Here is a 22795-nt window from a genome sequence, read left to right as displayed (position 1 = left end):
CCACTGATGCTGCCTTCCAGATCGATGTCCGCTTCGCCTGCCCCGATCCAAATCGATGTGTCGAGTCCCTACCGCGTAGATGGCCAGCCCGCGCGTTACCAGTCGGTCTGGCTGCTGGCGCGCGCCTGGCATGCGCATCGCAGCGGCGAGGGCGTGGTCACTGCCGCCGCGGTACGCAGCGCGTTTCCCACGGCTGCCAACCTGCGCATGCTGGTGTCGCGCGCGTTTGCCGATTTTGGCCGCTGGGGGATCGTGGTGGGGTGGGGCGCGGATCGTGCGCGCGATCCGGCCACGGCCCACCCGGCACAGCGCAGCCGCGGGCCGTTCTGGCTGCCCGCGGCCAGCGCGCGCCGGCTGCGCTTCGTCGCCAACGGACGCACGCTCGGCCCGGTTGCGCTGGCGCGGCATTTCGGTTTCCATGCCGGCGCGCAGCTCATGCCGCCTGGGCAGCCGGAAGGCACCGGCTACGTGATGCGCGACATGGCCTTCTGGAGCGAGCTGACGCAGGCCATGCGCAGCGCGCAGGACGGCCACGCGGGCGCCCACGGCTTTGCCGTGGCGGAGTCCTTCGGCGCGGCGCGCCGGCTGGCCGGCGACGGTTTCCAGCAGGCCTTGTCGTTGCTGAAGGAAAGCCAGGCGTGGCGTCGCTGCGGGCGCCTCGAGCAGAGCCGCGCCGCGCTGCGGCGTTTCGACCGGCTGGCGCAGGCGGCCGACGCGGGCGCGGCCACGCCGGCGTTCCAGGCCATGGCGCAGGTGGTGCGCGCCTGGGAGCGCTACACGCGCGGCGACGGCGAGGGTGCGCGCGCCGGGCTGGAACACCTGCACGCCGATGCGGAACTGCGCCTGGTGGTGCGCTACAACCCGCGCGTGCGCTTCGAGGTGCTGAACCTCGAAGCGCTCTTGCACAAGGCCGATGCCATGCGCCCCGCGCATGCGGCCGCGGCGGCCGCGGCGCAGTGCGCGCTGGACGCGTTCTCGGGCGCGCTGCAGGCCGCTTACGAGGCCGATTCGATCGATGCCGTGCAGCATGCCGCGGCCAATATCGGGCTGAGCCTGTGGCTGTTCTGGCGCCATGGGCTGATCGATGGCGGGCGCAGCCTGTCCGCCAGCGCCGTGCAGCGGCAGGCGATGCGCTGGCTGGGGCTGTCGGAATGGATCTGCGACCGCTTTGGCGTTGGCGGCGGCACGGCGTGGAACGCGATCTTCCTGCTGCGCATTGCGCGCGGCAGCTGCGGGCCCGATGCGCCGCCGCTGGACCGCCCGGCCAGCGCCAGCGACAGCATGGCCATGTTCCGCCGCCAGCGGCCGCTTTCGGTGGCCGACGCGGTCGAGGCGCTGCGGCCGTTCCATGCGCCATTCGCGCCGGCCAGGGGCTTCGTGCGCTGGTCCGCCGTGGCCGCCTTCGCGCTGGAAGACCACGACGCCGGCCACGTCAGGCTGGCGCCGCTGCAGCTGGCCAACCTGCTGCTGGAATCGGCCTGGTACCTGACCCATGAACAGGGCGTCACCGCCGCCGCATGCGCCGCGGTGGAGCGGCTGGCCGGCCAACTGCCCGGGTTGCGTCCGGCGGAACGGGCCTTCTTCACGGCCGAGCTGCGCGCGCTGCCGCCGGCGTTGCGCGACGCCGCGGCGGAAGCGGCCCGGCGCCACCGCAAGCGTGCCTGACGGCGTTCGCTAACTGGCCGCGGGAACGACGCGGTTGGCGCGCGACAGCTCGCCCGGCGTCATGTTGTAGAGCCGCCGGAACGCCGCGATGAACGCCGACAGCGACTCATAGCCGCAATCCAGCGCCACTTCGGTCACGGCTTCGCCGCGCTCCAGCCTGGGCACGGCGTCGAGCAGCCGCAGCCGCTGGCGCCAGGCGCGGAAGGTCAACCCGGTTTCGCGCTGGAACAGCCGTGTCAGGGTCTTGCCCGAGACCGCCAGCCGCGCGCTCCACGCCGCCAGGCTGGTGTCGCGGTCGGCATGGCGTTGCAGGCCAGTGCAGACCAGGCGCACGCGCGGGTCGGCGGGCAGCGGCAGCATGAATTCGACTTCGGGTGCGGCGCCAAGCTGGTCGATCAGCACGCGCGCCAGGCGCCCGTCGGCGCCGCGCTCGTCGTATTCCGCCGGCAGGTGGCTGAAGGCGCGAATCAGCTCGCGCAGCAGCGGGCTGACGGTCAGCACGCGGCAACGGGCCCGCGCCGCGGCGCACACGCTGTTGTCGACGCTGTTGTCCAGGTAGAGGCTGCGGATGCGCGTGCCCGAAGCGCAGCGCACGCGGTGCGCCACGCCGGCCGGAATCCACACCGCCCATTGCGGTGGCGCGACAAAGCGCCCGCGCTCGGTCCATACCTCCAGCACGCCCTGCAAGGCATAGGCGAACTGGCACCAGGGATGCCGGTGGCGGTAGCCCAGCACGCGGTTGGGCAGGGCTTCGATGTGGCCGTACAGCGGGCGAGGCAGCCGCGCGAGCGCGCGCAGGGCGGGATCATGGGCAGGCATGCGTGGTCCGGTGGTAGTGGTGGGCGATCACTGGCGGCACGGGCAGCGCCGCGGCCGAGGTCCGCTCATGTCCGATTGCCGACACCGGATGCGACTTTGCCGTTAGCCAGATTGTCTGGCGCAGGCTAACTTGCGCTCGCCCCACAAGACAATCCGGGCAATCCGCTCTACCGCTCGTGCCGGTTGCGTCCGCTCCGGCATGCAACTTCGCTGTGTTACTCAGGGAGCCTGCGATGCACCGCACCAGATTCTTCACCGCTCTGCGCCTGGCCGGCATGTGCTCGGCACTGACGCTGGCCGCCGCGCCGGCATGGGCCGTAGACGAGGCCGGCAAGTACTGCGACACGCCTTCGGCCTGTATCAACCCGATGGCCACCGGCGGCATGGTGACCTCTTCCAACCGCCTGGCGACGCAGGCCGGGCTGCGCGTGCTGGAGCGCGGCGGCAATGCGGTCGATGCCGCCATCGCGGTGGCGTCGACCATCGCGGTGGTGTACCCGCACATGAACTCGATCGGCGGCGACGCCTTCTGGCTGATCTACAACGCCCGCACGCGCGAGGTGCGCGCGCTCAATGCCAGCGGCCGCGCCGGCGAACGCGCCACCATCGCGCTTTACCGGGACAAGGGGCTCGACCGGGTTCCCGCGCGCGGCTACCTGTCCGCCATCACCGTGCCCGGCACCGTTGCCGGCTGGGAAGCCGCGTACCAGTACGCGCGCCAGGGCATGGGCCGCAGCCTGCCATGGCCGGAGCTGATGGCCGACGCCATCCGCCATGCCGAGGACGGGTTCCCGGTGTCGGCGTCGCTGGCGTCGTGGAGCCGCGTCAATCTCGACCCGGCCGACACCGAGTTCCGCGCCTTGCAGCGCTTCGACGGCTTTCGCCAGACCTTCCTGAAACCGGACGGATCGGCCTACCGGATGGGCGAAACGCTGCGCCAGCCTGACCTGGCCGGCACGCTGCGCCAAATCGCGTCCGGTGGTGCCGCCGCGTTCTACCAGGGCGAGATCGCGCGCAAGATCGTGGCCGACCTGCAGGCGCACGGCGGCGTGCTGACCCAGGCCGACTTTGCCCGCCACCGGGCCGACTGGGTCCAGCCGATCACCGTCAACTACCGCGGCTACCAGGCCGTCAACGTTCCGCCCAACACGCAAGGCTTTGCGTCGCTGGAGATCCTGAACATCCTGGACAAGCGCGACGTGCGCGCGCTGGGCGAGGGCACGGCCGACTACTACCACGTGCTGGTGGAAGCCACCAAGCAAGCGTTTGCCGATCGCGACCGCTACCTCGCCGATCCGGACTTCGTGCAGATCCCGCTGGAACGGCTGCTGTCGTCGCGGCACGGGCAGGCCCAGTCGGGGCGCATCAGCATGCTGCGCGCCGGCGCCGACGTGAAGCCGATGGATCCGCACGGCGATACGGTATGGTTCGGCACCGCCGACAAGGACGGCAACGTGGTGTCGATGATCCAGAGCGTCTATCACGACTTCGGCTCGGGCATCGTGCCCAGGGGCACCGGGGTGCTGCTGCAGAACCGCGGTGCGTTCTTCTCGCTCGATCCCGCGCATGTGAACCACCTGGCGCCGGGCAAGCGCACCTTCCATACGCTCAATCCTGCGCTGCTGCTGAAGGACGGCAAGCCGTTCCTGGTCTACGGCACCATGGGCGGCGAGGGGCAGCCGCAAACGCAGGCGGCGCTGGTGACGCGCATCGTCGATTTCGGCATGTCGCCGCAGGATGCGGTCAATGCGCCGCGCCTGCTCTATGGGCGCAACTGGGGCGTGTCGTCGAACGACCTCAAGATCGAGGGCCGCGTGCCGGAAGCGGTGACCGCCGAACTGGCGCGGCGCGGGCATCCGGTGAAGCGGGTGCAGGCCTTTACCGACACCATGGGCCATGCCGGCGCGATCCTGATCGACCCGGTCACCGGCGTGATGTATGGCGCGGCCGATCCGCGCGGCGACGGCCTCGCGGCAGGGCTGTAGCGGGACGTAAACGAGGAAAGGGCGACCACGGTCGCCCTTTCTTGCACTCGCCGGCCGGCTTAGTCGAACAGCTCGTGCCAGATGCTCTTCTTCCGATAATGCTTCTGCTCGCGCTCGTAGTGGCGGTCGCGGTCACGATCACCGTAGCCGCGCTGGTAGCCCTGCGGTGGCGGCGCGCTGTGCATGGGGGCTTGCTGTTGTGGCGGTTGCTGCATCGGAGCCTGCTGCGGGGCGGCCGCTGCCGAGCGTTCCAGGATCTTGTCGAGCTCGCCCCGGTCCAGCCAGACGCCGCGGCACCTGGGGCAGTAATCGATCTCGATGCCCTGGCGTTCGGACATCACGAGTTGGGTTTGCGGGCACACCGGACAGTCCATGGGTTCTCCTGTTGCAATGAAAAACGGTCCAGTTATGACCGGCCGCGGCGCCGATGGTTCGGCCAGCACGGCGGCCGGAAGTGCTGCGTACGGCCCATAGAAGGGTGGGTGAGAGGGAATTTGCACGACAGGCTGCCGTCGAAGGCATATGGCCGCCTCGCATCTCCTTCCCCCTGTGCTCGCGTTGGTGCGCCGGCTGGCGTGGCTGGCGCTGTGGATCGGCCTGGGCTGGCTGGCCTGGCCGTGGCTGCAGCCGCCGCTGGAGCGCGCCATCTACGCGGCCCGGCTGTCAGCCCGGCCCGCGCCGGCGACGCTGCCGATGCCGGTCACCGGGGTTGCCCCAGGGGCGCTGCGGGACACCTGGCACGGCGCGCGTTCCGGCGGGCGCAAGCATGAAGGCATCGACATCTTCGCGCCGCGTGGCCGGGAAGTGGTGTCGGCCACCGACGGCATTGTCACGCGCGTAGGGACCAACCAGCTGGGGGGAAACGTGGTGTGGGTGATGGGGCCGGGGCGGCAGATGCACTACTACGCCCATCTGGACCGGTATGCCGGCGTGCGCGCCGGCGACATCATCGCCGCCGGCACCGTGCTGGGGTATGTGGGCACCACCGGCAATGCGCGGGGCACGCCGCCGCACCTGCACTACGGCATCTACACCGCGGGCGGGGCGATCAACCCCTACCCGCTGCTGAAGCCATCCATGGCCGCCGGCGCGCGCTAGCGCAGCCGGTGTGTGGAGTATCGGGGTTCAGGCGGCCTCGCCGACCGTGCCGTGGCCGGCTTCGTCGGCGACGGCTTCCTTGCCGCCGGGCAGCAGCAGGTTCAGGAACACCGCGGACAGCGAGCCCACCGTGATGCCGGAGCCGAACACCTCGTGGACAAAGGCGGGCAGCTTGGCCAGCAATTCCGGACGGAAGGTCACGGCCAGGCCGCAGCCGATCGACACCGCGACAATCAGCGTATTGCGCTGCGTGAACTTTACCGTGCTGAGCATCTGGATGCCGCCGGAAACGATCATCGCGAACATCATCAGGCCAGCGCCGCCAAGCACCGGCTGCGGAATCGTCACCACCAGCGCGCCCAGCACCGGAAACAGCCCGGCCAGCAGCAGCATCACGCCGGTCAGCGCCACCACATGGCGGCTGGCCACGCCGGTCAGCGACACCACGCCGACGTTCTGGGCAAAGGTGGACAGCGGCGGGCTGCACACCAGCGCCGCGAAGGCCGAACCAAAGCCGTCGCACAGGATGCCGCGCGACAGGCATTTGCCCGACACCGGCCGCTGCGTGGCCGAGCCCAGCGCCATGAAGGTGCCGGTCGATTCGACGATGGTGACCAGGAAGGCGATCGACATGGCGACGATGCCGGAGATCGGGAACGACATGCCGAAGTGCAGCGGCTGCGGCACCGCGAACACCGGCGCCTGGTGGAACTGGCTAAAGTCGACCAGGCCCAGCGCCAGGCACAGCAGGTAGCCGCCGGCAATGCCGACCACGATGGCCGAGGCCGACAGCATGCCCTTGCCCCATTGCACCACCGCCACCACCAGCGCCAGCACGGCGACGGCAATCGCCAGGTTGCCGGGGGCGCCGTAGCGGCTGCTGCCCTGGCCGCCGGCGGCCCAGTCGATCGCCACCGGGATCAGCGACAGGCCGATCATGGTGACGACCACGCTGGTGACGGTATGCGGGAACAGCTTGCGGATCGCCGGCATGAAGAAGCTGCCCAGGATCATCACCAGCGAGCCCGCCAGCGCCGAACCCAGGATGCCGGCCACGCCGTGCTCGACGCCCACGCTGATGGCCGCGCCGACAAAGGCAAAGCTGGTGCCCATCACGCACGGCATGCGGATGCCGACCGGGCCCACGCCCTTGCACTGGATGATGGTGACGATGCCCGAGCCCAGCAGCGCGGCATTGACCAGCGCCACCACCTGGTCGGAGGGCAGGCGCAGCGCGCCGCCGATCACCAGCGGCACCGCAATGATGCCGCCCAGCGCGGCCAGCAGATGCTGGAGCGCCAGCAAGAACGTCGTCAACCGTGGGGGGCGGTCTTCCACCTGGAACAGCAAGGGCGCCATTCGAGTCTCCTGTCGTCTGCCCGGATGTTCCGGGCTGTCTTGTTCTTCTGGCGCCGGGCGGGGAACCCGGCGCCCTCGTGCACGCTCGCGGGCCAGGTGCGGCAGCTCCGCAAGCGAGGCGGGCAGGATCTGCATCCCGCCTCAACAGGCGTGCAAGAATAACAGGGATCAGCGAACCGTGATACAAAGATTGCATACAATTTGTATCAACTCCCATGCGCCAGAAGACAAGGCGGTCGCCCCGGAAGCCGCCTGCAGGGCGACTTTGCGGCTCAGCGGCGCTGCGCCAGCGCGTTCTGGATCGCCGCCTCGGTCTCGGCGTACTGGCCTTCGCCGAAGTGCTTGTAGACCACGTTGCCGTTGGCGTCGACCAGGTACAGCGCGGGCCAGTACTGGTTGCGCCAGGCGTTCCAGGTGGCATAGGCGTTGTCCTGCGCCACCGGGTAGCGGATGTCGAAGCGCTTGAGCGCGGCCTGGACGTTGCTGGTGGAGCGCTCGAAGGCATACTCCGGTGTGTGCACGCCTACCACGACCAGGCCTTGGTCGCGGTATTTGTCGTACCACTTGCGCACATGAGGCAGGGTGTTGATGCAGTTGATGCAGCTGTAGGTCCAGAAATCGACCAGCACCACCTTGCCGCGCAGGCCGGCAAGGGTCAGCGGTTCGGAATTCAGCCACTTGCCGATACCGGTGAATTCGGGCGCCGTGCCGTAATTGGCGGGCGCGGCGGGCGCGGCGGCGGCGGGCTGGATCGCCAGGGGGGCGGCGGCAAAGGCGGCTGCGGCAAAGAGGGTGCGAAGGATGCGGGGCATGGTTCAGGCTCCAGGTTGGGTGGCGGGGAAAAGCGAGGTCAGCCAGGCGACGGCGAGGGTGTCGTACTGGAAGTACATGGCGATGGCGGTGGCCACCACCAGCACGCCGAAGGCCTGCTGCAGCCGCGGCGTATGGCGCGCCAGCCGGCGCACATGGGTGGTGGCGAACTGGCCGCCGTAGGCGATGCCCAGCATCGGCACCGCGGCGCCGGCGGCAAACAGTGCCAGCAGGCCGGCGGCGCGGTGCAGGTCCTGCGCCTTGGCCACCAGCGCCAGGATCGAGGCCAGCACCGGGCCCGCGCACGGGGTCCATACCGCGCCCAGCGTCATGCCCAGTACGAAACCGCCGGCCAGGCCATTCCCGGCCCGGTTGCCGGCGCCGGCGGCGCGGTCGGTGAGCGCGGCGAATGGCGCGGCGAATGGTGCCGTGAGGCGGCCGAAGCCGGCCGGCCACAGCCGTGCCAGGCCTGCGGCGAACAGGATCGCGATGGCGACGTTGCGCACCACGCCCGGGGCGTCGCTGAAGGCGCTGGTGAGCGCGCCGAAGACGATGCCCAGCGCGGAAAAGGCGGAGACGAAACCCAGCGCGATCGCGAGCGGGCGCAGGCGGCTGGTTTCGCCCAGCGAAGCGCCCAGCAGCATGGGCAGCACGGGAAGCACGCACGGCGACGCAATCGTCAGCACGCCGGCGGCAAAGGCAAGGTAGGCATCGATCATGGCGGTGGACTCCCGGATTGGTATGGCTGCATTGCACCGTCCCGGCGTATCCGCGTTATTTCCGCATCCGGCCCGCTGTGCAATGTTTCTTGTCCGGACCCGGCCCGGATACACAGCGATACAAAGCGCGCCGCCGGCGCCGCACAATGGCGGCACCGGGCCAGGCCTGAGCTGCCCTTGCGAGTGCCGGACGCGCCAGCTGGAGCACCTGGTGCGTGAAGGCGTGGCCTGTGCGCGTTCGCCCTGCAGGGCGGCACCGAGACCCCGGCCCGCATCGACCCCGATGCGCTGCTCGACAGTCCGTTCACGGGCATTCCACACACACGTCCTCGCGGCGGCAAAATCCCCCGAATCCGTTAAGCCAAATACAAATTTCATCCCCTGATCGGGGGATAACTGCCATCTGGCCTATTTGGGTTATGTCATAAAAATCATAATTAATTGTTACTATAGTGATCCGTCTGAATTGATCGATTTATTGATGAAGATATTTGGGAAGATCCTGAATTTTAATGGCCCGAAAAAGAAGTCCTAAAGTTCCTTGATGGCCTTGACAGTGCTTGGTTTCGTGCCGAATCGCAGCGATGCTGCGGGATACGTATCCCGCGCCATCGTCTGTATATATCGAGTGCGACATAGACGAATTAGTGATTGAATTCATTTATCCGGTCACTCATCCGTTTGCGAAAATTAACAATCTCATCGCGGCACTGTCCTTACAATCGCCTTCGCATTAGCGGCAACGCAGCCCGATTTATCGGCCCCTGCGGTTGCACGACGCCATTCCCGCTGCGAATGGCCATCCGGCGCAGTTCCTCGGTGCCGCGCCGGATCCCGTAGGCCTGTTCTGCCGGTTTTCGCATCCGGCCAGGCCCGGTCGGGTTCCGTGTCCTCGTGCCGCCATGCGATAAGCCGATAACGGAGCTCAAGCCCGCGCGCGCCTGTGTCATCGGTGCGCGGCGCCAGCTTGGGCAACACAGAGACAGGCTGCGGATCCCATGGATTCATTGATGAAGCGCCGTGAGCGTGCCCGCGACGGGGCGCTGCGGCGGCAGGGGAGGCGTCGGTGCGCTCGGGCCGCGCTGGGTACCGGACTGACCGCGGGGCTGGCGGCAATGTGCTGGCTGCCGGCACTCGCGCATGCCGATTCCGACTATGACGCTCTGCTCCGGCGCGCCCGTGCCGGCGACTATGCGCCCGCGCTGGCGATGCTGCGCGAGCGCGTGGCGCACGCACCGTCGGACCAGCGGGCGGCGTGGGACCGCATCGTCATCGCCAGCTGGGCGGGACGGCCCGGCGAAGTGCTGGAAGCCCATGGCAACCTGGCCGAGACCCGCACGCTGCCGCCGGAGGTGCTGGCGGCCGTGGCCGGCGCCTTGCGCGACGCGCGACGCTGGGACGAGGCGCTGGCGCGCTATCGCGAAGGCCGGCAGCGCTTCCCTGCACAAGCGGTGTTCGCACTGGGCGAGGTGAAGGTGCTGGCCGACAGCGGGCAGGCCGCCGAGGCGGTGGCGCTGGGGCAGGCGCTGGTGCAGCGCGAGCCCGCCGCGGTCGACAGCCGCCTGGCACTGGCCTACGCGCAAGCGCGCGCCGGCGAGCCGTATGCGGCGTTGTTCGAGGTCGACCAGGCGTACCTGCGCGCGCCGCAGCGCGCCGATGTCGTGCGCGAATATGTCGGCACGCTGCAGCGCGCGGGACTGCCGGAGGCGGCGCTGCGCGTTGCAGGCGGACATCCTGAACTGTTCGACCAGCGCGCGCGCCTGGCGCTGGAGCTCGATGCCGCGGCCGAGCTGGTGCGCCTGGCTGACATGCCGGCGCGTACCGAGGCCGAGCGTTTTGCCATTGCCGATCGCGCGCTGGCACGCTATGACGCATTGCTGCCCGTCCTGCAGGCGCTGGCGCCGCCGGCCGCGCCGCAACTGCGCCGCGCGCGCATCGACCGCCTCGCCGCGCTGCACGCGCGGGTCCGGATGCAGGACGTGGTGAACGAATACGAGGCGCTGCGCGCCGAGGGCGTCGAGGTCCCGGCCTATGCATTGGGAGATGTCGCCGCCGCCTACCTGTACCTGCGTCAGCCGGAGCAGGCCGCGCCGCTGTTCCGCCGGGTGCGCGACGCCTACCCCCAGGGCCTGGACTCCGAAACCCGGCTCAAGGCCCAGACCGGCCTCTACTACGCCCACGCCGAGGCCGAGGCCTTCGATCCCGCCGCGCAGGCCGTGGCGCAGGCCAGCACCGAGCAGCCGCGCTGGCGCTGGGTGCGCGGCCAGCCCATGCGGCAGCCCAACGACCTGTGGCTGCAGGCCGAGCAGACCGCCACCCGCGCCGACCTGCAGGCCGACGCTACTGAAGCGGCGCAGCAGAGGCTGGAAGACCTGGTGCGCAAGGCGCCCGGCCATTCCGGCCTGCGCGCCGCGCTGGCCGACGTCTACCGCGCCCGCGGCTGGCCGCGCGCGGCCGAGGGCGAGCTGAAGCTGGCCGAAACCCTGACCCCGCGCAGCCTGCCGGTGGAGGTGCAGCAGGGTCACGCCGCGCTGGATCTGCAGGAATGGCGCCAGGCCGAGCTGCTGCGCGACGACACACTGGCGCGCTTCCCCGAAGACCTCACCGCGCGGCGCCTCGACCGCGAGTGGCAGGTCCACAACAAGGCCGAGCTGCGCATCGAGGGCTACCGCGGGCTGGCCAACGACAGCGCCGTGGTCGGCAACGGCAACTTCGGCATCGAAGCGGTGCTGTACACGCCGCCCATCAACTACGACTGGCGCGCCTTCGGCGGCATCGGCTATGCCACCGGCCGCTTCGACGAGGGCCGCGTCGATTACCGCTGGGCGCGCGCCGGCGCGCAATGGCGCGTGCGCGACCTGACCGTCGAGGGCGAGCTGTCGCTGCACGGCTATGGCCAGGGTGCGCGCCAGGGCGGGCGCATCGCCGCCGACTATGACATCGACGACCGCTGGCGCGTGGGCGCGTCGGCGGCGCTGCGCTCGACCGGCACGCCGCTGCAGGCGCTCAAGCACGGCATCTATGCCGACACCGTGCAGGCCTACGCGCGCTGGCGCCGCAGCGAGGCCAGCGAATGGATGCTGACCGTGGCGCCGTCGCGCTTCAGCGACGGCAACGACCGGCTCGAAGCGGGCGTGTCCGGCGCGCAGCGCTTCTATACCGCGCCGCACCTGAAGGCCGACCTGCTGGTCGACCTGTGGGCATCGCGCAATAGCCGCGCCGACACGCCGTACTACAACCCGCGCTCGGACCTGACCGTGCTGCCGTCGGTGCGCCTGACGCACATGCTGTACCGGCGCTACGAGACCGTCTGGGAGCAGCAGTTCCTTGCCGGCACCGGCGCCTACAGCCAGCGCGGCTTCGGCACCGGCGCGATCCTGCTGGTGGGCTACGGCCAGCGCTTCCGAACCAACGACGTGTTCGAGGTCGGCGCCACCGTTACCGGCACCAGCCGCCCTTACGACGGCCAGCGCGAGCGCGAGCTGCGCATCGTCTTTGACATGACCTACCGCTTCTGAACAGGAATGCAAGCCATGAACGCAACCCTGCGGCGCGCCTGCCGCCTGCTCTGGCTGGTGCTGGCCGCGTGCCTGCTGGCCGCCTGCGCCAAGGACATCCCGGTGTTCACGCCGCCGGCCCAGCGCCCGGCCGCGGCCGCCGAGCAGCCGTGGCCGCGCAACCATGTGGTGGTGCTGGCCTATCACGACGTCGAAGACAAGGACCCCGACCAGGCCTACCTGAGCGTGCGCACCGACCACCTGGTCGGCCAGCTGGCCTGGCTGCGCGAGAACGGCTACCGCGCGGTCTCGGTCGACCAGGTGCTGGCGGCGCGCCGCGGCGGGCCGCCGCTGCCCGAGCGCGCGGTGCTGCTGACCTTCGACGACGGCTACCGCAGCTTCTACACGCGCGTGCTGCCGATCCTTAAGGCCTACCGCTGGCCGGCCGTGCTGGCGCCGGTAGGCAGCTGGCTCGATACCCCGCCGGGGCAGCCGGTGGATTTCGGCGGCACGCCGACGGCGCGCGAGCGCCTGCTCGACTGGCAGCAGGTGCGCGAGATCGCCGCGTCGGGCCTGGTGGAAATCGGCGCGCACACGGATGCCTTGCACTACGGCGTGCGCGCCAACCCGCAGGGCAACACCGAGCCGGCCGCGGCGGTGCGCGTCTTCGATGCCGGCACCGGCCGCTATGAAAGCGATGCCGCGCAGCAGGCGCGCTTGCGTGCCGACGTGGCCCGCATCACCGCCAAGGTGCGCGCCGTGACCGGCAAGCCCGTGCGCGTGTGGATCTGGCCGTACGGTGCCGAGGGCGGCGCGGCGCTGCGCGTCGTCGCCGAGAACGGCTACCAGATGGCGCTGACGCTGGAAGACGGGCTGGCCACGGTGGACCGCATGATGTCGGGCGCGCGCCTGCTGCTCAGCGACGATCCCGGCCTGCGCGGCTTCGCGCGCTCGGTGGTCGCGATGGAAGAGCCCAACGGCATGCGCGTAGCGCACGTGGACCTGGACTATGTCTATGACCCCGATCCCGCCCAGGTCGAACGCAACCTGGGCCTGCTGGTGCAGCGCATCGCCGACCTGAAGATCGACACCGTGTTCCTGCAGGCGTTCTCCGACGACGACGGCGACGGATTGGTCAGGTCGGTGTACTTCCCCAATCGCTGGCTGCCGGTGCGCGCCGACCTGTTCAACCGGGTGGCCTGGCAGCTCGACAACCGCGCCAACGTCAAGGTGTATGCGTGGATGCCGGTGCTGAGCTTCGACCTCGACCCGTCGCTGGCGCGCGTGGCGCGCTGGGACCCCGTCACCGGCACCGCGGCGGCCGACCCGAAGCAGTACCGGCGCCTGTCGCCGTTCGATCCGCAGGCCCGGGCCCGGATCGGGGATCTGTATGAAGACCTGGCGCGCCACGCCTTCGTCGACGGCATCCTGTTCCACGACGACGCCTTGCTGGGCGACTTCGAGGATGCCAGCGCGCCGGCGCTGGCCGCGTATCGCGCCGCGGGCCTGCCTGGTTCGATCGCCGAATTGCGCGCCAGCCCCGAACAGATGCAGCGCTGGACGCGCATGAAGAGCCGGGCGCTGGTGGACTTTACCCATGAGCTGACCGCGCGCGTGCGCGAGGTGCGCGGGCCCGCCATCAAGACCGCGCGCAACATCTTCGCGCTGCCGGTGCTGCAGCCGGAGAGCGAGGCATGGTTCGCGCAGAACCTGGACGACTTCCTCGCCGCCTACGACTGGACCGCGCCGATGGCGATGCCATACATGGAGCAGGTGCCGGCTGGGCAGGAGAACGCGTGGCTTGACCGCGTGGTCGACACCATCGCGCAGCGCCCGGGCGCGCTGCGGCGCACCGTGTTCGAACTGCAGGCGCGCGACTGGCGCGGTCCCGCGGCCCGTCCGGTCGACAGCGCGGTGCTGGCCGGCTGGATGCAGCGCCTGCAGCGCCGTGGCGCGCGCAATTTCGGCTACTACCCGGACGACTTCCACAACAACCAGCCCCGGCTCGAGCTGATCCGGCCGGCGCTGTCCAACGCCTGGTACCCCGCACCATGATCGAACGACTGTTTGCCCTGGTCATCCTGTGCCTTGCGCTGGCGCTGCCGTTCGCGCTGGCCGCCCTTGCCACCGGTGACCTGCTGCTGGCCTTTGTGTTCTTCTATCCGCTGTTTATGTCCGGCCTGTGGATCGCCGGCGGCCTGTACTTCTGGTGGCACTGGGAGCGCAAGTGGCGCTGGGGCGCTGAACGCGAGGCGCCCGCGGTGCCGGGCCAGCCGTTCATTTCGATCCTGGTGCCGTGCTACAACGAGGAAAAAAACGGCGAGGAAACCCTGCTGGCGGCGCTGGCCCAGCGCTATCCCGACTTCGAGGTGATCGCCATCAACGACGGCTCGCGCGACGGCACCGGCGCCTTGCTGGATGCACTGGCGGCGCGCCACCCGCGACTGCGCGTGGTGCACCTGGCGCACAACCAGGGCAAGGCCATGGCGCTGCGCATGGGCGCACTGGCCGCGCGCGGTGAATACTTGGTCTGCATCGACGGCGATGCCGCGCTGGACCCCGACGCGGCCGCCTATCTGGTCGCACCGATGGTGGCCAATCCGCGCGTCGGCGCGGTCACCGGCAATCCGCGCATCCGCACCCGCTCGACGCTGGTGGGGCGGATCCAGGTGGGCGAGTTCTCGTCGATCATCGGCCTGATCAAGCGCACCCAGCGCGTCTACGGCCAGGTCTTCACCGTCTCGGGCGTGGTCGCGGCGTTCCGGCGCCGCGCGCTGGACCGCGTGGGCTACTGGAGCCTGGACATGATCACCGAGGACATCGACATCAGCTGGAAGCTGCAGCGCGACCACTGGTCGATCTTCTACGAGCCGCGCGCGCTGTGCTGGATCCTGATGCCCGAGACCGTGCGCGGCCTGCTCAAGCAGCGCCTGCGCTGGGCCCAGGGCGGCGCCGAGGTGTTCATGAAGAACGTCCGCTCGATCTGGATCTGGCGCCACCGCCGGCTGTGGCCGCTGATGGCGGAGTACTGCCTGTCGGCGGGCTGGGCCTTTGCCTTCGCCATGTCGCTGCTGCTGTGGGCACTGGGGCATTTCATCGAGCTGCCGCCCAATATCCGCATCCAGAAGCTGATGCCGCCGGGCTTTACCGGCATGGTGCTGGCCGCGGTGTGCCTGCTGCAGTTTGCCCTGAGCGTGCTGATCGACCGCCGCTACGAGCCGCGCCTGGCGCGCACGCTGTACTGGATCATCTGGTATCCGCTGGCGTACTGGATGGTGGGCATGCTGACCACGCTGCTGGCCTTTCCCAAGGTCATGCTCAAGACCCGGCGCCAGCGCGCGCGCTGGACCAGCCCCGACCGGGGCATCCACACCACGAGGTCGTGATGAAACCCGAAACCATGATCATCCGTACCCGCGGCTCGCGCCTGCGCTGGCTGTTCGACGCCGTGCTCACGGCGCTGGCCTGGGTCGGCTTCTTCTACCTCGGCGCGAGCGGCATCCGCGCCATCCTGCAGGAAGCGTCCGCCGGCCCCGGCGTACCGTTCTGGGCGGCGCTGCTGCCGACCATGGGCACGCTGACGGTCTACGTGCTGGTGGGGCTGTTCAACGGCATCGTGCTGCTGTCATGGGCGCTCTACAACCAGTATCGCTTCGCCGGCCTGGACCGGCGCAAGCCGCTGCCTGCGCTGCGCATCGATGAACTGGCGCGCAGCTTCGGCCTGGCCGGGCAGCGCGTGCGGTCGCTGCAGCTGGCCAAGGTGGCGGTGGTGGACCATACGCATGAGGGGGAGGTGGCGGAGGTGAGGGCGGTGGCGAGCACGAGCGCAGCGAACACCAAGCCCACGGCACGAACGATGCCTGAAGAAGCGACAGCGCCTGCGGCAATGTTCTAGCGCGTGCTCACGCCGCTTTGTCGCTCGGGCCGGTAGCCCTGGTTCAGGTCGGCTCGGGAAAACCATTATTTGACTGGGTGTCAAAAACAACGTAATTTAATTGTGCTGGTATCAATTTATGCGGTGCGCATCCCCCATGGCGGCCCGCAAAAGACAGCACATCGCAGGCCGTTGATGGCCGCGATCGAAGACAAATTACGGAGGAGAAATGACACGAAGCCTGGCCATCGCCGGTGTGCTCCTGGCCACCGGTGCGACCGCGCACGCCCAGTCATCTGTCACGCTATACGGCGTTGCGGATGCGGGTATCGAGTATCTGAACCATGTACCGAATCCCGCCAGGCAAGCTTCAAGCCTGGTGCGCATGACCTCGGGCAACATCGCCGGCAGCCGCTGGGGCTTGCGGGGCGTGGAAGATCTGGGCAGCGGACTGAAGGGGGTATTCCTGCTCGAAGGCGGCATGGTGCTCGATTCCGGCATGGCCGCCCAGGGCGGAAGGCTGTTCGGGCGCCGTGCCTACGTCGGCCTCGACACGCCATATGGTCAGGTCTCCATGGGACGCCATCACAACCTGACGTTCGATCTCATTATTCCGTTCGACCCGATGTACTTCGCGCCTAAGTACTCGTCGTTCTCACACGATGCCTGGCTCGCCGGACGAACGGATAACGCCGTCAAATACACCGGCAAGTTCGGCGGGTTGACGGCATCGGCGCTATACAGTTTTGGCGTTGACGCGACGATCGCTAACGGCAGCGAGGTACCTGGCAACAGTCGTGTGGGCCGTGAGATGAGCGCCGGCTTCTCCTATGGCATGGGCAACATACGTTTCGGCGCCGTCTATGACCAGTTGAACGGGCGCTCGGTGGCCACGGCCAGCGCGACCGAGCGACGCTATGTAGCGGCCATCGCGGGAGACTTGGGTCCCGTGACTGCCTATTTCGGCTACCGCCGACTCGTCAGCCAGTTGCTGGCGTCGATGTCGCGCACTGACCTGTACTGGACCGGCGCGACCTACAACTTCGGCCAGGCGTTCGCTTTGACTGGCGCGGTCTACAAGACCAATGATCGGACCTCGGCCAAGGATCCCATGTCGATCGTCATGTCGGCTGACTATCGGTTCTCGAAACGCACGGATGCCTATCTGACGGCCTCATACACCCTGAACAAGGGAGGTTCCGCCCTGGCTGCAAATGGGTACGATGGCTCCGTGGTGCCAGGCGCGAATCAGTTCGGCGCCGTGGTCGGCCTTCGGCACAACTTCTGATCGCTGTTGCCAGACCTGCCGGCTACATAGCGTCTGGCAGTGTGCCGCCTTCGCGGCACACTCTGTTTCACGTTCTGGGCAGTCCCCTCGGACATACGGAATTATTTGACAGCATATCAAATAATGACTAGATTATTGAGACGGTGGCATTTACGAAGGAGGCACAGTGACTGAACAAGACAAGCCGCAGGTGACGGCAGGGATGCGGGGTGCATCATGGGACTCCCGCTTGATGGATCGTCCGTACCAGATGGTGCCGTATGCGCTGGGCACGGCCGACGGACAGCGTACGCTCGGCTTTCTGTTCAGCGTGACGGGCAAGGAGAAGACGGTAGTCTCCCTGATGCACCCGCGCGAGATGGCCATTACCCATTACCTCGTGCCATTTGTGCTCGATGCCGGATGCGCCTGCTGGGTGCAGGGTCCACGGTCCATCGGCAACGACCTGCGCCTGGAGCATGAGATCGCGCTGTTCGACGTTGCTGCCGGCATGACGCATCTGCGCGAGCTCGGTTATGAAAAGATCGTGCTGCTCGGAAACTCGGGTGGCGCCGGGTTGTACACGTTCTACAACCAGCAGGCGCTGACGCCACGCGAAATGCGCATTCCCCGCACGCCGGCTGGCCGCCCGACCAATCTGGGCGAACTGCATATGCCGGAGGTGGACGCCTTCATCCTGGTATCGCCCCATCCCGGGCAGGGCAAGCTGTTGATGAGCGGCATCGACCCGTCGGTCGCGGATGAAGACGACCCGATGCAGACGGACCCCGCGCTTGACCCTTTCTCCAGGGGCAATGGCTTCGATGCCGAAACGGGGAAGGCTACCTATGCACCGGAGTTCATCGAACGATACCGCGCCGCGCAGGTCGAGCGTGTGGCCCGCATCGACGCCCGGGCGAAGGCCATGCTGAGTGCCAAGCTCGAAGCGCGGCGACAGGTGAAGTCCGGTTCGAGCACCGATGCCGACCGACGCCTGGCCGCCCACGCGCCGATTTTCGAAGTCTGGCGTACCGATGCCGATCTGCGTTCCTGGGACATCTCCCTGGACCCGTCTGACCGGAAGACCGGTTCGCTGTGGGGCAAGGACCCGTTCGTGTCCAACTGGGGCAGCGTGGGCTTTGGGCGTGTCGTCACGCCGGAGTCCTGGCTTTCCACATGGTCCGGGCTGTCGTCGAATGCGTCACTGGACAAGACCATTGGCGCGTTGCATCAGCCGACCCTGCTGCTTGAATACACCGGCGACCAGTGCACCTTTCCCGCCGATATCCGCGCCATCTACGATCAGATTCCGGCGCAGCACAAGCGCCACATCCGCGTGCGCGGCAATCACCACGGCATGGCACTGAGCCGCGAAGAAGAGCCCGGGCAGCAAGTTGCCGGCCGGCACATCGTCGAATGGCTGCGCGAAACGATGGTCTGAGCGCACTACGCTGGACCACATATATACATAGAGGTAGACAAAACATGCTGCAACCCACCCATGTGCGCCCGTCCATCTTGCTGGAAGGCGTGCGCTACCCCGATGAAGATCGTCTTCGCCGATATGTGGGCGAGGGCTACCTGACGGCCGAGACGCTGGTCGGAGCCCTGCGCCAATCGTTTCAAGAACATCATGACCGTCTGGCGCTGGTAGGTCCCGAGGGTGAATTCACTTACGGAGAGCTGGATCAACAGACGGACCGCCTGGGTGCCGCGTTGCTCGCCTTGGGTCTCAAGCCGCTGGACCGGGCCGTCTTTCAATGTGGCAACAGCAACGAGTTGCTGTTCGCATTCCTCGGTTGCCTGAAGGCCGGCATCATTCCTCTGTGCTCGCTTCAGGCATTCCGCAAGCTCGAAGTTGGCTACCTCGGCAACCTCTGCGAGGCCCGTCTGCATTTCGTGCAAGGCGATGATCCGAAGTTCGATGACGTGGCCTTTGCGGAAGAAATGCAGGCCGAAGTACCGAGTCTGCAGTTCATCCTGCAGGCTCGCGGCGAGCGCCGGGGCCGTGCCGTCCTGCTGGCTGACCTGATTCGCGACATGTCGCTGGTGCGTGCCCAGCAGATCCTGTCAGAGGTCAGGCACGAGCCGTTCCAGGCGGCCGTGTTCCAGTTATCGGGCGGCACCACGGGCGTGCCCAAGATCATTCCGCGCTTCCAGAACGAATATCTGTACAACATGCGTGCGGTGGCCGCATGTAACGGTTACGGCCCGGACGACGTGCTGTTCTTCCCCACGCCGTACATGCATAACCTCAACATGGGCTGCTTCTTCGGGCCGTTTCTGCTTTGCGGCGCCAAGGTGACGGTGGCGCCGGATATCGGCGAAGACACGTTGCAGTCCCTGGTCCGCGACTATGAACCGACCTGGTTCGGCGTGGCCGGGCCGATCCTGAACCGCATTGCGCCGGAGTTGGTTCGCGGCACGGCGACGGACAAGGCGCGGCGCACGTTCATTGCCCCGAAGAACGGTGCCAACCTGACACGCCTCACGGGCTCGCCCACGCATCACATTTTCGGCATGACCGAAGGCGTGATCATGTTCACGCGCCCGGACGATCCGGCGCAAATACGTGAGGAGTCGGTCGGTTATCCGGTGTCTGACGCAGATGAGGTTCGCATCGTCCATCCGGGTACGGAAGACGATGTGGCCGAAGGCGAGACCGGCGAGGCCCTGTTCCGCGGTCCCTACACGATCCGTGGTTACTACAAGTCAGAGCAGGAGGACGTCACGCGCTTTACCGCTGACGGCTTCTACCGATCGGGCGACCTCATGTCGTCGCAGGTGGTGAACGGCAAGCGCTATTACTTCTTCCGTGGTCGCATCAAGGATGTGGTCGATCGTGGCGGGGAGAAGATCAACGCCGAAGAGCTCGAGAACGTCATCAACCTGCATCCTGCGGTCATGGCCTCGGCTGTCGTTGGCATGCCGGACAAGGTGTACGGCGAACGGGTATGCGCGTTCGTAATGTTGAAGCCGCCGCTGGCCGCAGCGGGCCTCACATTGCTCGAACTGACCCAATACCTGCAGCAGGCCGGCCTGGCGAAGTTCAAATGGCCCGAGCGGCTGGAGATCATTGCCGAGTTTCCACTGACCGCATCGGGCAAGCTCAGCAAGGTGCTGCTGCGTGACCGCATCGTCCAGATGCTGCGCGCGGAAGCTGACAAGAACACCGTTGAACAAGCGAAGTGAAGAAGGACGAGACATGAACCAATCCACCCAAGGCGCGCAAGCGAACGCCCCTGTTGTTGAACTGCACGGCGTTCATCACACGGCCCGGCCGACCTGGAAGCTTGCAGAGACCGTGCACTTCTACCGCGACCTGCTTGGCCTGCCTCTGGTACACGCGATTTCCGCAAAAGGCTGGGGTCCCGACAACCATGCCGACTTCCTGCACTTCTTTTTCGATAGCGGCAACGGCAGCACCATCGCGTTCTTCTATTACATCGGTACGGAACGTCCCGACTGGCTGACCGTCCGCGAGCACTACCAGGACCGTGCCACGCACACCGCATGGCGAGTGCGCGACGAGGCGGAATTGCTGCAGTGGCGCCAGCGGGTCGAGGCGGTTGGCATTCCCTTGCGCTATCAGATCCGCCACGAAGTCATCGAATCGATCTACTTCAACGATCCGAACGGCTATCCGATCGAGATCACATGGCAGGTCCGCCCGTTCAGCAGCGCCGACAGGCAGGACGCTGCTTTCACCATCGACTCGGCCATTGAACTCGAACGCGCCCGCGACAAGGGCGCGGCCTTCGGCTCCATCGAACCTGTCTGGCAGCGCAAGGCCGAACGGATCGAGCAGGCCGTGCCTGATGGCAAAAAGGCGTCGGTGTATGTGCTGGATGTGCCCGAGTTTGCGCCGTTGATCGAGGTGGCGCGGAAGACGGAAGGCTACCAGACCACAGCGCTGGGCAACGGCTATGTACGCATCGATGGCAATCCGGCATTGCAATTCCGGCGCAAGGAGCTCGGCTTCAAGCCAGCGGTGTGGTACGGCGCGTTGACGGGCGGGCTGGCCGGCAAGATTCGCCAGTTCGACATGGATGCCCTGGTGGTCGCTCCGGGAGACGCGCAATGAAGGTCGCAGTCATTGGCGGCGGACCGTCGGGCCTGTTCCTCTCGATCCTGCTGAAGGAACGGATGTCCGCGGTCGACATCGATGTATTCGAGCAGAATCCGGAGGATGCGACCTTTGGTTTCGGCGTGGTTCTTGCGGATACTGGTTTGTCCAACCTCCGCTCGGCTTCACCCTTGGTGGTGGATCGCCTGGCGAAGGTGATGCGATTCAATGACCAGCATTCGATCATCAGCCACGAACATCCGATTGTCATGAAGAAGCCCGGCGCGGGCGGTGGGGCGATTCCGCGTATCAGCCTGCTCTCGGTGCTCCAGGAGCGTGCGAAGGAGCTGGGGGTACGGGTTACCTGCAACAAACGCATTGCGGACTTTGATGCGCTGGACGCCGACATTGTAGTGGGGGCGGACGGCATCGGCTCGCAAGTGCGCACGGCCAATGAGGCCGCCTTTGGCACGACCCGCCGCACGCTGACCAACCACTTCGCCTGGTTTGGCGTGGCGAAGCCATTCGCCAGCCCCGCGCTGGTGTTTCGCAAGTACCAGGGCGGCTATTTCGTGGCCCACTACTATCCTTATTCCGATTCGATGAGCACCTTCGTGGCGGAGTGCGATCACCAGACGTGGGTCGACTTTGGCATGGAAGAAATGAGTGCCGAAGCGCGCCAGGCACTGTTTGAGAACGTCTTTGCTCCGGAGCTGGGCGGGCACGGCCTGGTATCCAACAATTCGATCTGGCGGCAGTTTCCGGTGATTCTGAATGCCAACTGGCATGTCGGGAACCAGGTGCTCATCGGCGATGCGCTGACCAGCGCCCATTTTTCGATCGGATCGGGTACCCGGATTGCCATGGAGGACGCGATGGCGCTGGCGGACGCCATTGTGGCCAATCCCGGCAATGTCGCAGCCGCCCTGGAGCAATACGAGGCCGTTCGCAAGCCGGAGAAGGCCAAGCTGATCAGTGCTTCCGAGGCTTCGTACAACTGGTACGAGCGCATCCGCGAGTGGATGGAGCTTCCCACGCCGCACGAGTTCGTATTCCGTTTCATGACCCGTACGGGCCGGGTTGACGCCGAGCGGTTGCGGGCACAGTTTCCGGCGCTGATGGCGGAACTCGCCGCGGGCGGTGTCAGGGCGGTGGCGGCGCAAGGGCAGTCATGATCCGCGCCACGGAGTACGTCATCAGTGAGGCCCCGTTTGTGGTCCGGCGAACTGTACGCTGGGGCGATTGTGACCCGGCGGGAGTGGTTTACACCGGACGCTTCACCGATTACTTGCTAGGGGCTGTCGGTCTCTACACCTCCCACATGGCCGGCGGTAACGGCAGACTGGGAGAAGGGCATGGCGTGGGAACGCCATGCAAGGCGATGCGTTTCGAATTCATCGGGACGCTTTGGCCCGACGACGTGATCGACATCCGCTGCAGCGTCGAAGCCATCCGTACCAGGTCGTTCGATATTCGCTGCATGGCCCGGCGTCCGGATGGGACACCGGTCTTCGACGCGATGTTCTCGCCGATCTGCGTACGGCTGGACCGACGCGAAGGCACTCCCATCCCCGCTTCGCTGCGCGCAGTGCTCACCCGCTTCCTGTCGCCAGCTCTCTGAACTGTTCTGGAAACC

General features: G+C 67.3%; 18 protein-coding genes. 13 read left to right on the top strand and 5 right to left on the bottom strand.

All coding sequences use genetic code 11. The annotated features are described in order from the left end of the window. Window positions 1–24 precede the first annotated feature (24 nt). The gene (locus CBM2588_RS22215) at window positions 25–1665 is read left to right on the top strand and encodes a hypothetical protein (RefSeq protein WP_115682512.1); all 1641 of its coding nucleotides are present in this window, start codon (window positions 25–27) and stop codon (window positions 1663–1665) included. A 9-nt stretch (window positions 1666–1674) separates the two neighbouring features. Here the strand turns inward: CBM2588_RS22215 and CBM2588_RS22210 are convergent, their stop codons facing one another. Then, window positions 1675–2484: an AraC family transcriptional regulator gene (locus CBM2588_RS22210; RefSeq protein WP_115682511.1), complete on the bottom strand. Its 810-nt coding sequence runs from the start codon at window positions 2482–2484 to the stop codon at window positions 1675–1677. A gap of 368 nt (window positions 2485–2852) precedes the next feature. Here CBM2588_RS22210 and ggt point away from each other — a divergent pair, with 368 nt between their 5' ends. Next, entirely contained in the window at window positions 2853–4469 is a 1617-nt protein-coding gene (gene ggt, locus CBM2588_RS22205) for a gamma-glutamyltransferase (protein WP_115683690.1), read from the top strand. A 59-nt stretch (window positions 4470–4528) separates the two neighbouring features. Here the strand turns inward: ggt and CBM2588_RS22200 are convergent, their stop codons facing one another. Next, a complete protein-coding gene (locus CBM2588_RS22200; RefSeq protein ID WP_115682510.1) occupies window positions 4529–4843 on the bottom strand; it encodes a zf-TFIIB domain-containing protein in 315 nt (104 codons plus the stop codon). Window positions 4844–4991: 148 nt separating this feature from the next. Between CBM2588_RS22200 and CBM2588_RS22195 the strand changes: the two genes are divergently transcribed. Further along, window positions 4992–5567, top strand: coding sequence for a M23 family metallopeptidase (locus CBM2588_RS22195; RefSeq protein WP_115682509.1), 576 nt, complete (start codon window positions 4992–4994; stop codon window positions 5565–5567). 27 nt (window positions 5568–5594) lie between these two features. Here the strand turns inward: CBM2588_RS22195 and CBM2588_RS22190 are convergent, their stop codons facing one another. The 3 genes from CBM2588_RS22190 to CBM2588_RS22180 form a co-directional block, all read right to left on the bottom strand. Next, on the bottom strand, window positions 5595–6926 hold the full coding sequence (locus CBM2588_RS22190) for a nucleobase:cation symporter-2 family protein (protein WP_115682508.1): 1332 nt from the start codon (window positions 6924–6926) through the stop codon (window positions 5595–5597). Window positions 6927–7198: 272 nt separating this feature from the next. Continuing rightward, window positions 7199–7738, bottom strand: coding sequence for a thioredoxin family protein (locus CBM2588_RS22185; RefSeq protein ID WP_115682507.1), 540 nt, complete (start codon window positions 7736–7738; stop codon window positions 7199–7201). A gap of 3 nt (window positions 7739–7741) precedes the next feature. Continuing rightward, on the bottom strand, window positions 7742–8455 hold the full coding sequence (locus tag CBM2588_RS22180; protein ID WP_115682506.1) for a cytochrome c biogenesis CcdA family protein: 714 nt from the start codon (window positions 8453–8455) through the stop codon (window positions 7742–7744). A gap of 1010 nt (window positions 8456–9465) precedes the next feature. On the opposite strand from CBM2588_RS22180, the gene pgaA reads away from it, so the two are divergent. The 10 genes from pgaA to CBM2588_RS22130 all read left to right on the top strand — a co-directional run bounded on the left by pgaA (window position 9466) and on the right by CBM2588_RS22130 (window position 22780). Continuing rightward, window positions 9466–11973, top strand: coding sequence for a poly-beta-1,6 N-acetyl-D-glucosamine export porin PgaA (gene pgaA, locus CBM2588_RS22175; RefSeq protein WP_231942238.1), 2508 nt, complete (start codon window positions 9466–9468; stop codon window positions 11971–11973). Between the two features lie 15 nt (window positions 11974–11988). Next, window positions 11989–14007: a poly-beta-1,6-N-acetyl-D-glucosamine N-deacetylase PgaB gene (gene pgaB / locus CBM2588_RS22170; protein WP_115682504.1), complete on the top strand. Its 2019-nt coding sequence runs from the start codon at window positions 11989–11991 to the stop codon at window positions 14005–14007. Continuing rightward, complete coding sequence (pgaC, locus tag CBM2588_RS22165) at window positions 14004–15338, top strand: poly-beta-1,6-N-acetyl-D-glucosamine synthase (protein WP_115682503.1); 1335 nt, start codon at window positions 14004–14006, stop codon at window positions 15336–15338. The genes pgaB and pgaC overlap by 4 nt, the downstream gene beginning before the upstream one ends. Further along, window positions 15338–15847 (top strand): poly-beta-1,6-N-acetyl-D-glucosamine biosynthesis protein PgaD, encoded by a 510-nt coding sequence (pgaD, locus tag CBM2588_RS22160; protein WP_231942237.1) that lies wholly within the window; start codon window positions 15338–15340, stop codon window positions 15845–15847. The genes pgaC and pgaD overlap by 1 nt, the downstream gene beginning before the upstream one ends. Before the next feature lie 208 nt (window positions 15848–16055). After that, entirely contained in the window at window positions 16056–17114 is a 1059-nt protein-coding gene (locus CBM2588_RS22155; RefSeq protein WP_115682502.1) for a porin, read from the top strand. A gap of 232 nt (window positions 17115–17346) precedes the next feature. Continuing rightward, on the top strand, window positions 17347–18534 hold the full coding sequence (locus CBM2588_RS22150) for an alpha/beta hydrolase (protein WP_115682501.1): 1188 nt from the start codon (window positions 17347–17349) through the stop codon (window positions 18532–18534). Between the two features lie 44 nt (window positions 18535–18578). Further along, a complete protein-coding gene (locus tag CBM2588_RS22145) occupies window positions 18579–20285 on the top strand; it encodes an AMP-binding protein (protein ID WP_115682500.1) in 1707 nt (568 codons plus the stop codon). Window positions 20286–20298: 13 nt separating this feature from the next. After that, entirely contained in the window at window positions 20299–21177 is an 879-nt protein-coding gene (locus CBM2588_RS22140; protein ID WP_115682499.1) for a VOC family protein, read from the top strand. Continuing rightward, on the top strand, window positions 21174–22334 hold the full coding sequence (locus CBM2588_RS22135; protein ID WP_115682498.1) for an FAD-dependent monooxygenase: 1161 nt from the start codon (window positions 21174–21176) through the stop codon (window positions 22332–22334). Before CBM2588_RS22140 ends, CBM2588_RS22135 begins: the two co-directional genes overlap by 4 nt. Further along, complete coding sequence (locus CBM2588_RS22130) at window positions 22331–22780, top strand: acyl-CoA thioesterase (RefSeq protein WP_115682497.1); 450 nt, start codon at window positions 22331–22333, stop codon at window positions 22778–22780. Before CBM2588_RS22135 ends, CBM2588_RS22130 begins: the two co-directional genes overlap by 4 nt. Window positions 22781–22795 lie beyond the last annotated feature (15 nt).

Origin of the sequence: Cupriavidus taiwanensis (genome assembly GCF_900250075.1) — a bacterium.
In the GTDB taxonomy this organism is placed as follows: Bacteria; Pseudomonadota; Gammaproteobacteria; order Burkholderiales; family Burkholderiaceae; genus Cupriavidus; species Cupriavidus taiwanensis_C.
This window is presented reverse-complemented; position numbering and strand designations above follow the sequence as displayed.

Excerpts from the sequence above, each read along its gene's own strand:
- CBM2588_RS22215 (WP_115682512.1), top strand. The coding sequence starts at position 25 with ATGTCCGCTTCGCCTGCCCCGATCCAAATCGATGTGTCGAGTCCCTAC.
- CBM2588_RS22210 (WP_115682511.1), bottom strand. The coding sequence starts at position 2,484 with ATGCCTGCCCATGATCCCGCCCTGCGCGCGCTCGCGCGGCTGCCTCGC.
- ggt (WP_115683690.1), top strand. The coding sequence starts at position 2,853 with ATGGCCACCGGCGGCATGGTGACCTCTTCCAACCGCCTGGCGACGCAG.
- CBM2588_RS22200 (WP_115682510.1), bottom strand. The coding sequence starts at position 4,843 with ATGGACTGTCCGGTGTGCCCGCAAACCCAACTCGTGATGTCCGAACGC.
- CBM2588_RS22195 (WP_115682509.1), top strand. The coding sequence starts at position 4,992 with ATGGCCGCCTCGCATCTCCTTCCCCCTGTGCTCGCGTTGGTGCGCCGG.
- CBM2588_RS22190 (WP_115682508.1), bottom strand. The coding sequence starts at position 6,926 with ATGGCGCCCTTGCTGTTCCAGGTGGAAGACCGCCCCCCACGGTTGACG.
- CBM2588_RS22185 (WP_115682507.1), bottom strand. The coding sequence starts at position 7,738 with ATGCCCCGCATCCTTCGCACCCTCTTTGCCGCAGCCGCCTTTGCCGCC.
- CBM2588_RS22180 (WP_115682506.1), bottom strand. The coding sequence starts at position 8,455 with ATGATCGATGCCTACCTTGCCTTTGCCGCCGGCGTGCTGACGATTGCG.
- pgaA (WP_231942238.1), top strand. The coding sequence starts at position 9,466 with ATGAAGCGCCGTGAGCGTGCCCGCGACGGGGCGCTGCGGCGGCAGGGG.
- pgaB (WP_115682504.1), top strand. The coding sequence starts at position 11,989 with ATGAACGCAACCCTGCGGCGCGCCTGCCGCCTGCTCTGGCTGGTGCTG.
- pgaC (WP_115682503.1), top strand. The coding sequence starts at position 14,004 with ATGATCGAACGACTGTTTGCCCTGGTCATCCTGTGCCTTGCGCTGGCG.
- pgaD (WP_231942237.1), top strand. The coding sequence starts at position 15,338 with ATGAAACCCGAAACCATGATCATCCGTACCCGCGGCTCGCGCCTGCGC.
- CBM2588_RS22155 (WP_115682502.1), top strand. The coding sequence starts at position 16,056 with ATGACACGAAGCCTGGCCATCGCCGGTGTGCTCCTGGCCACCGGTGCG.
- CBM2588_RS22150 (WP_115682501.1), top strand. The coding sequence starts at position 17,347 with ATGGATCGTCCGTACCAGATGGTGCCGTATGCGCTGGGCACGGCCGAC.
- CBM2588_RS22145 (WP_115682500.1), top strand. The coding sequence starts at position 18,579 with ATGCTGCAACCCACCCATGTGCGCCCGTCCATCTTGCTGGAAGGCGTG.
- CBM2588_RS22140 (WP_115682499.1), top strand. The coding sequence starts at position 20,299 with ATGAACCAATCCACCCAAGGCGCGCAAGCGAACGCCCCTGTTGTTGAA.
- CBM2588_RS22135 (WP_115682498.1), top strand. The coding sequence starts at position 21,174 with ATGAAGGTCGCAGTCATTGGCGGCGGACCGTCGGGCCTGTTCCTCTCG.
- CBM2588_RS22130 (WP_115682497.1), top strand. The coding sequence starts at position 22,331 with ATGATCCGCGCCACGGAGTACGTCATCAGTGAGGCCCCGTTTGTGGTC.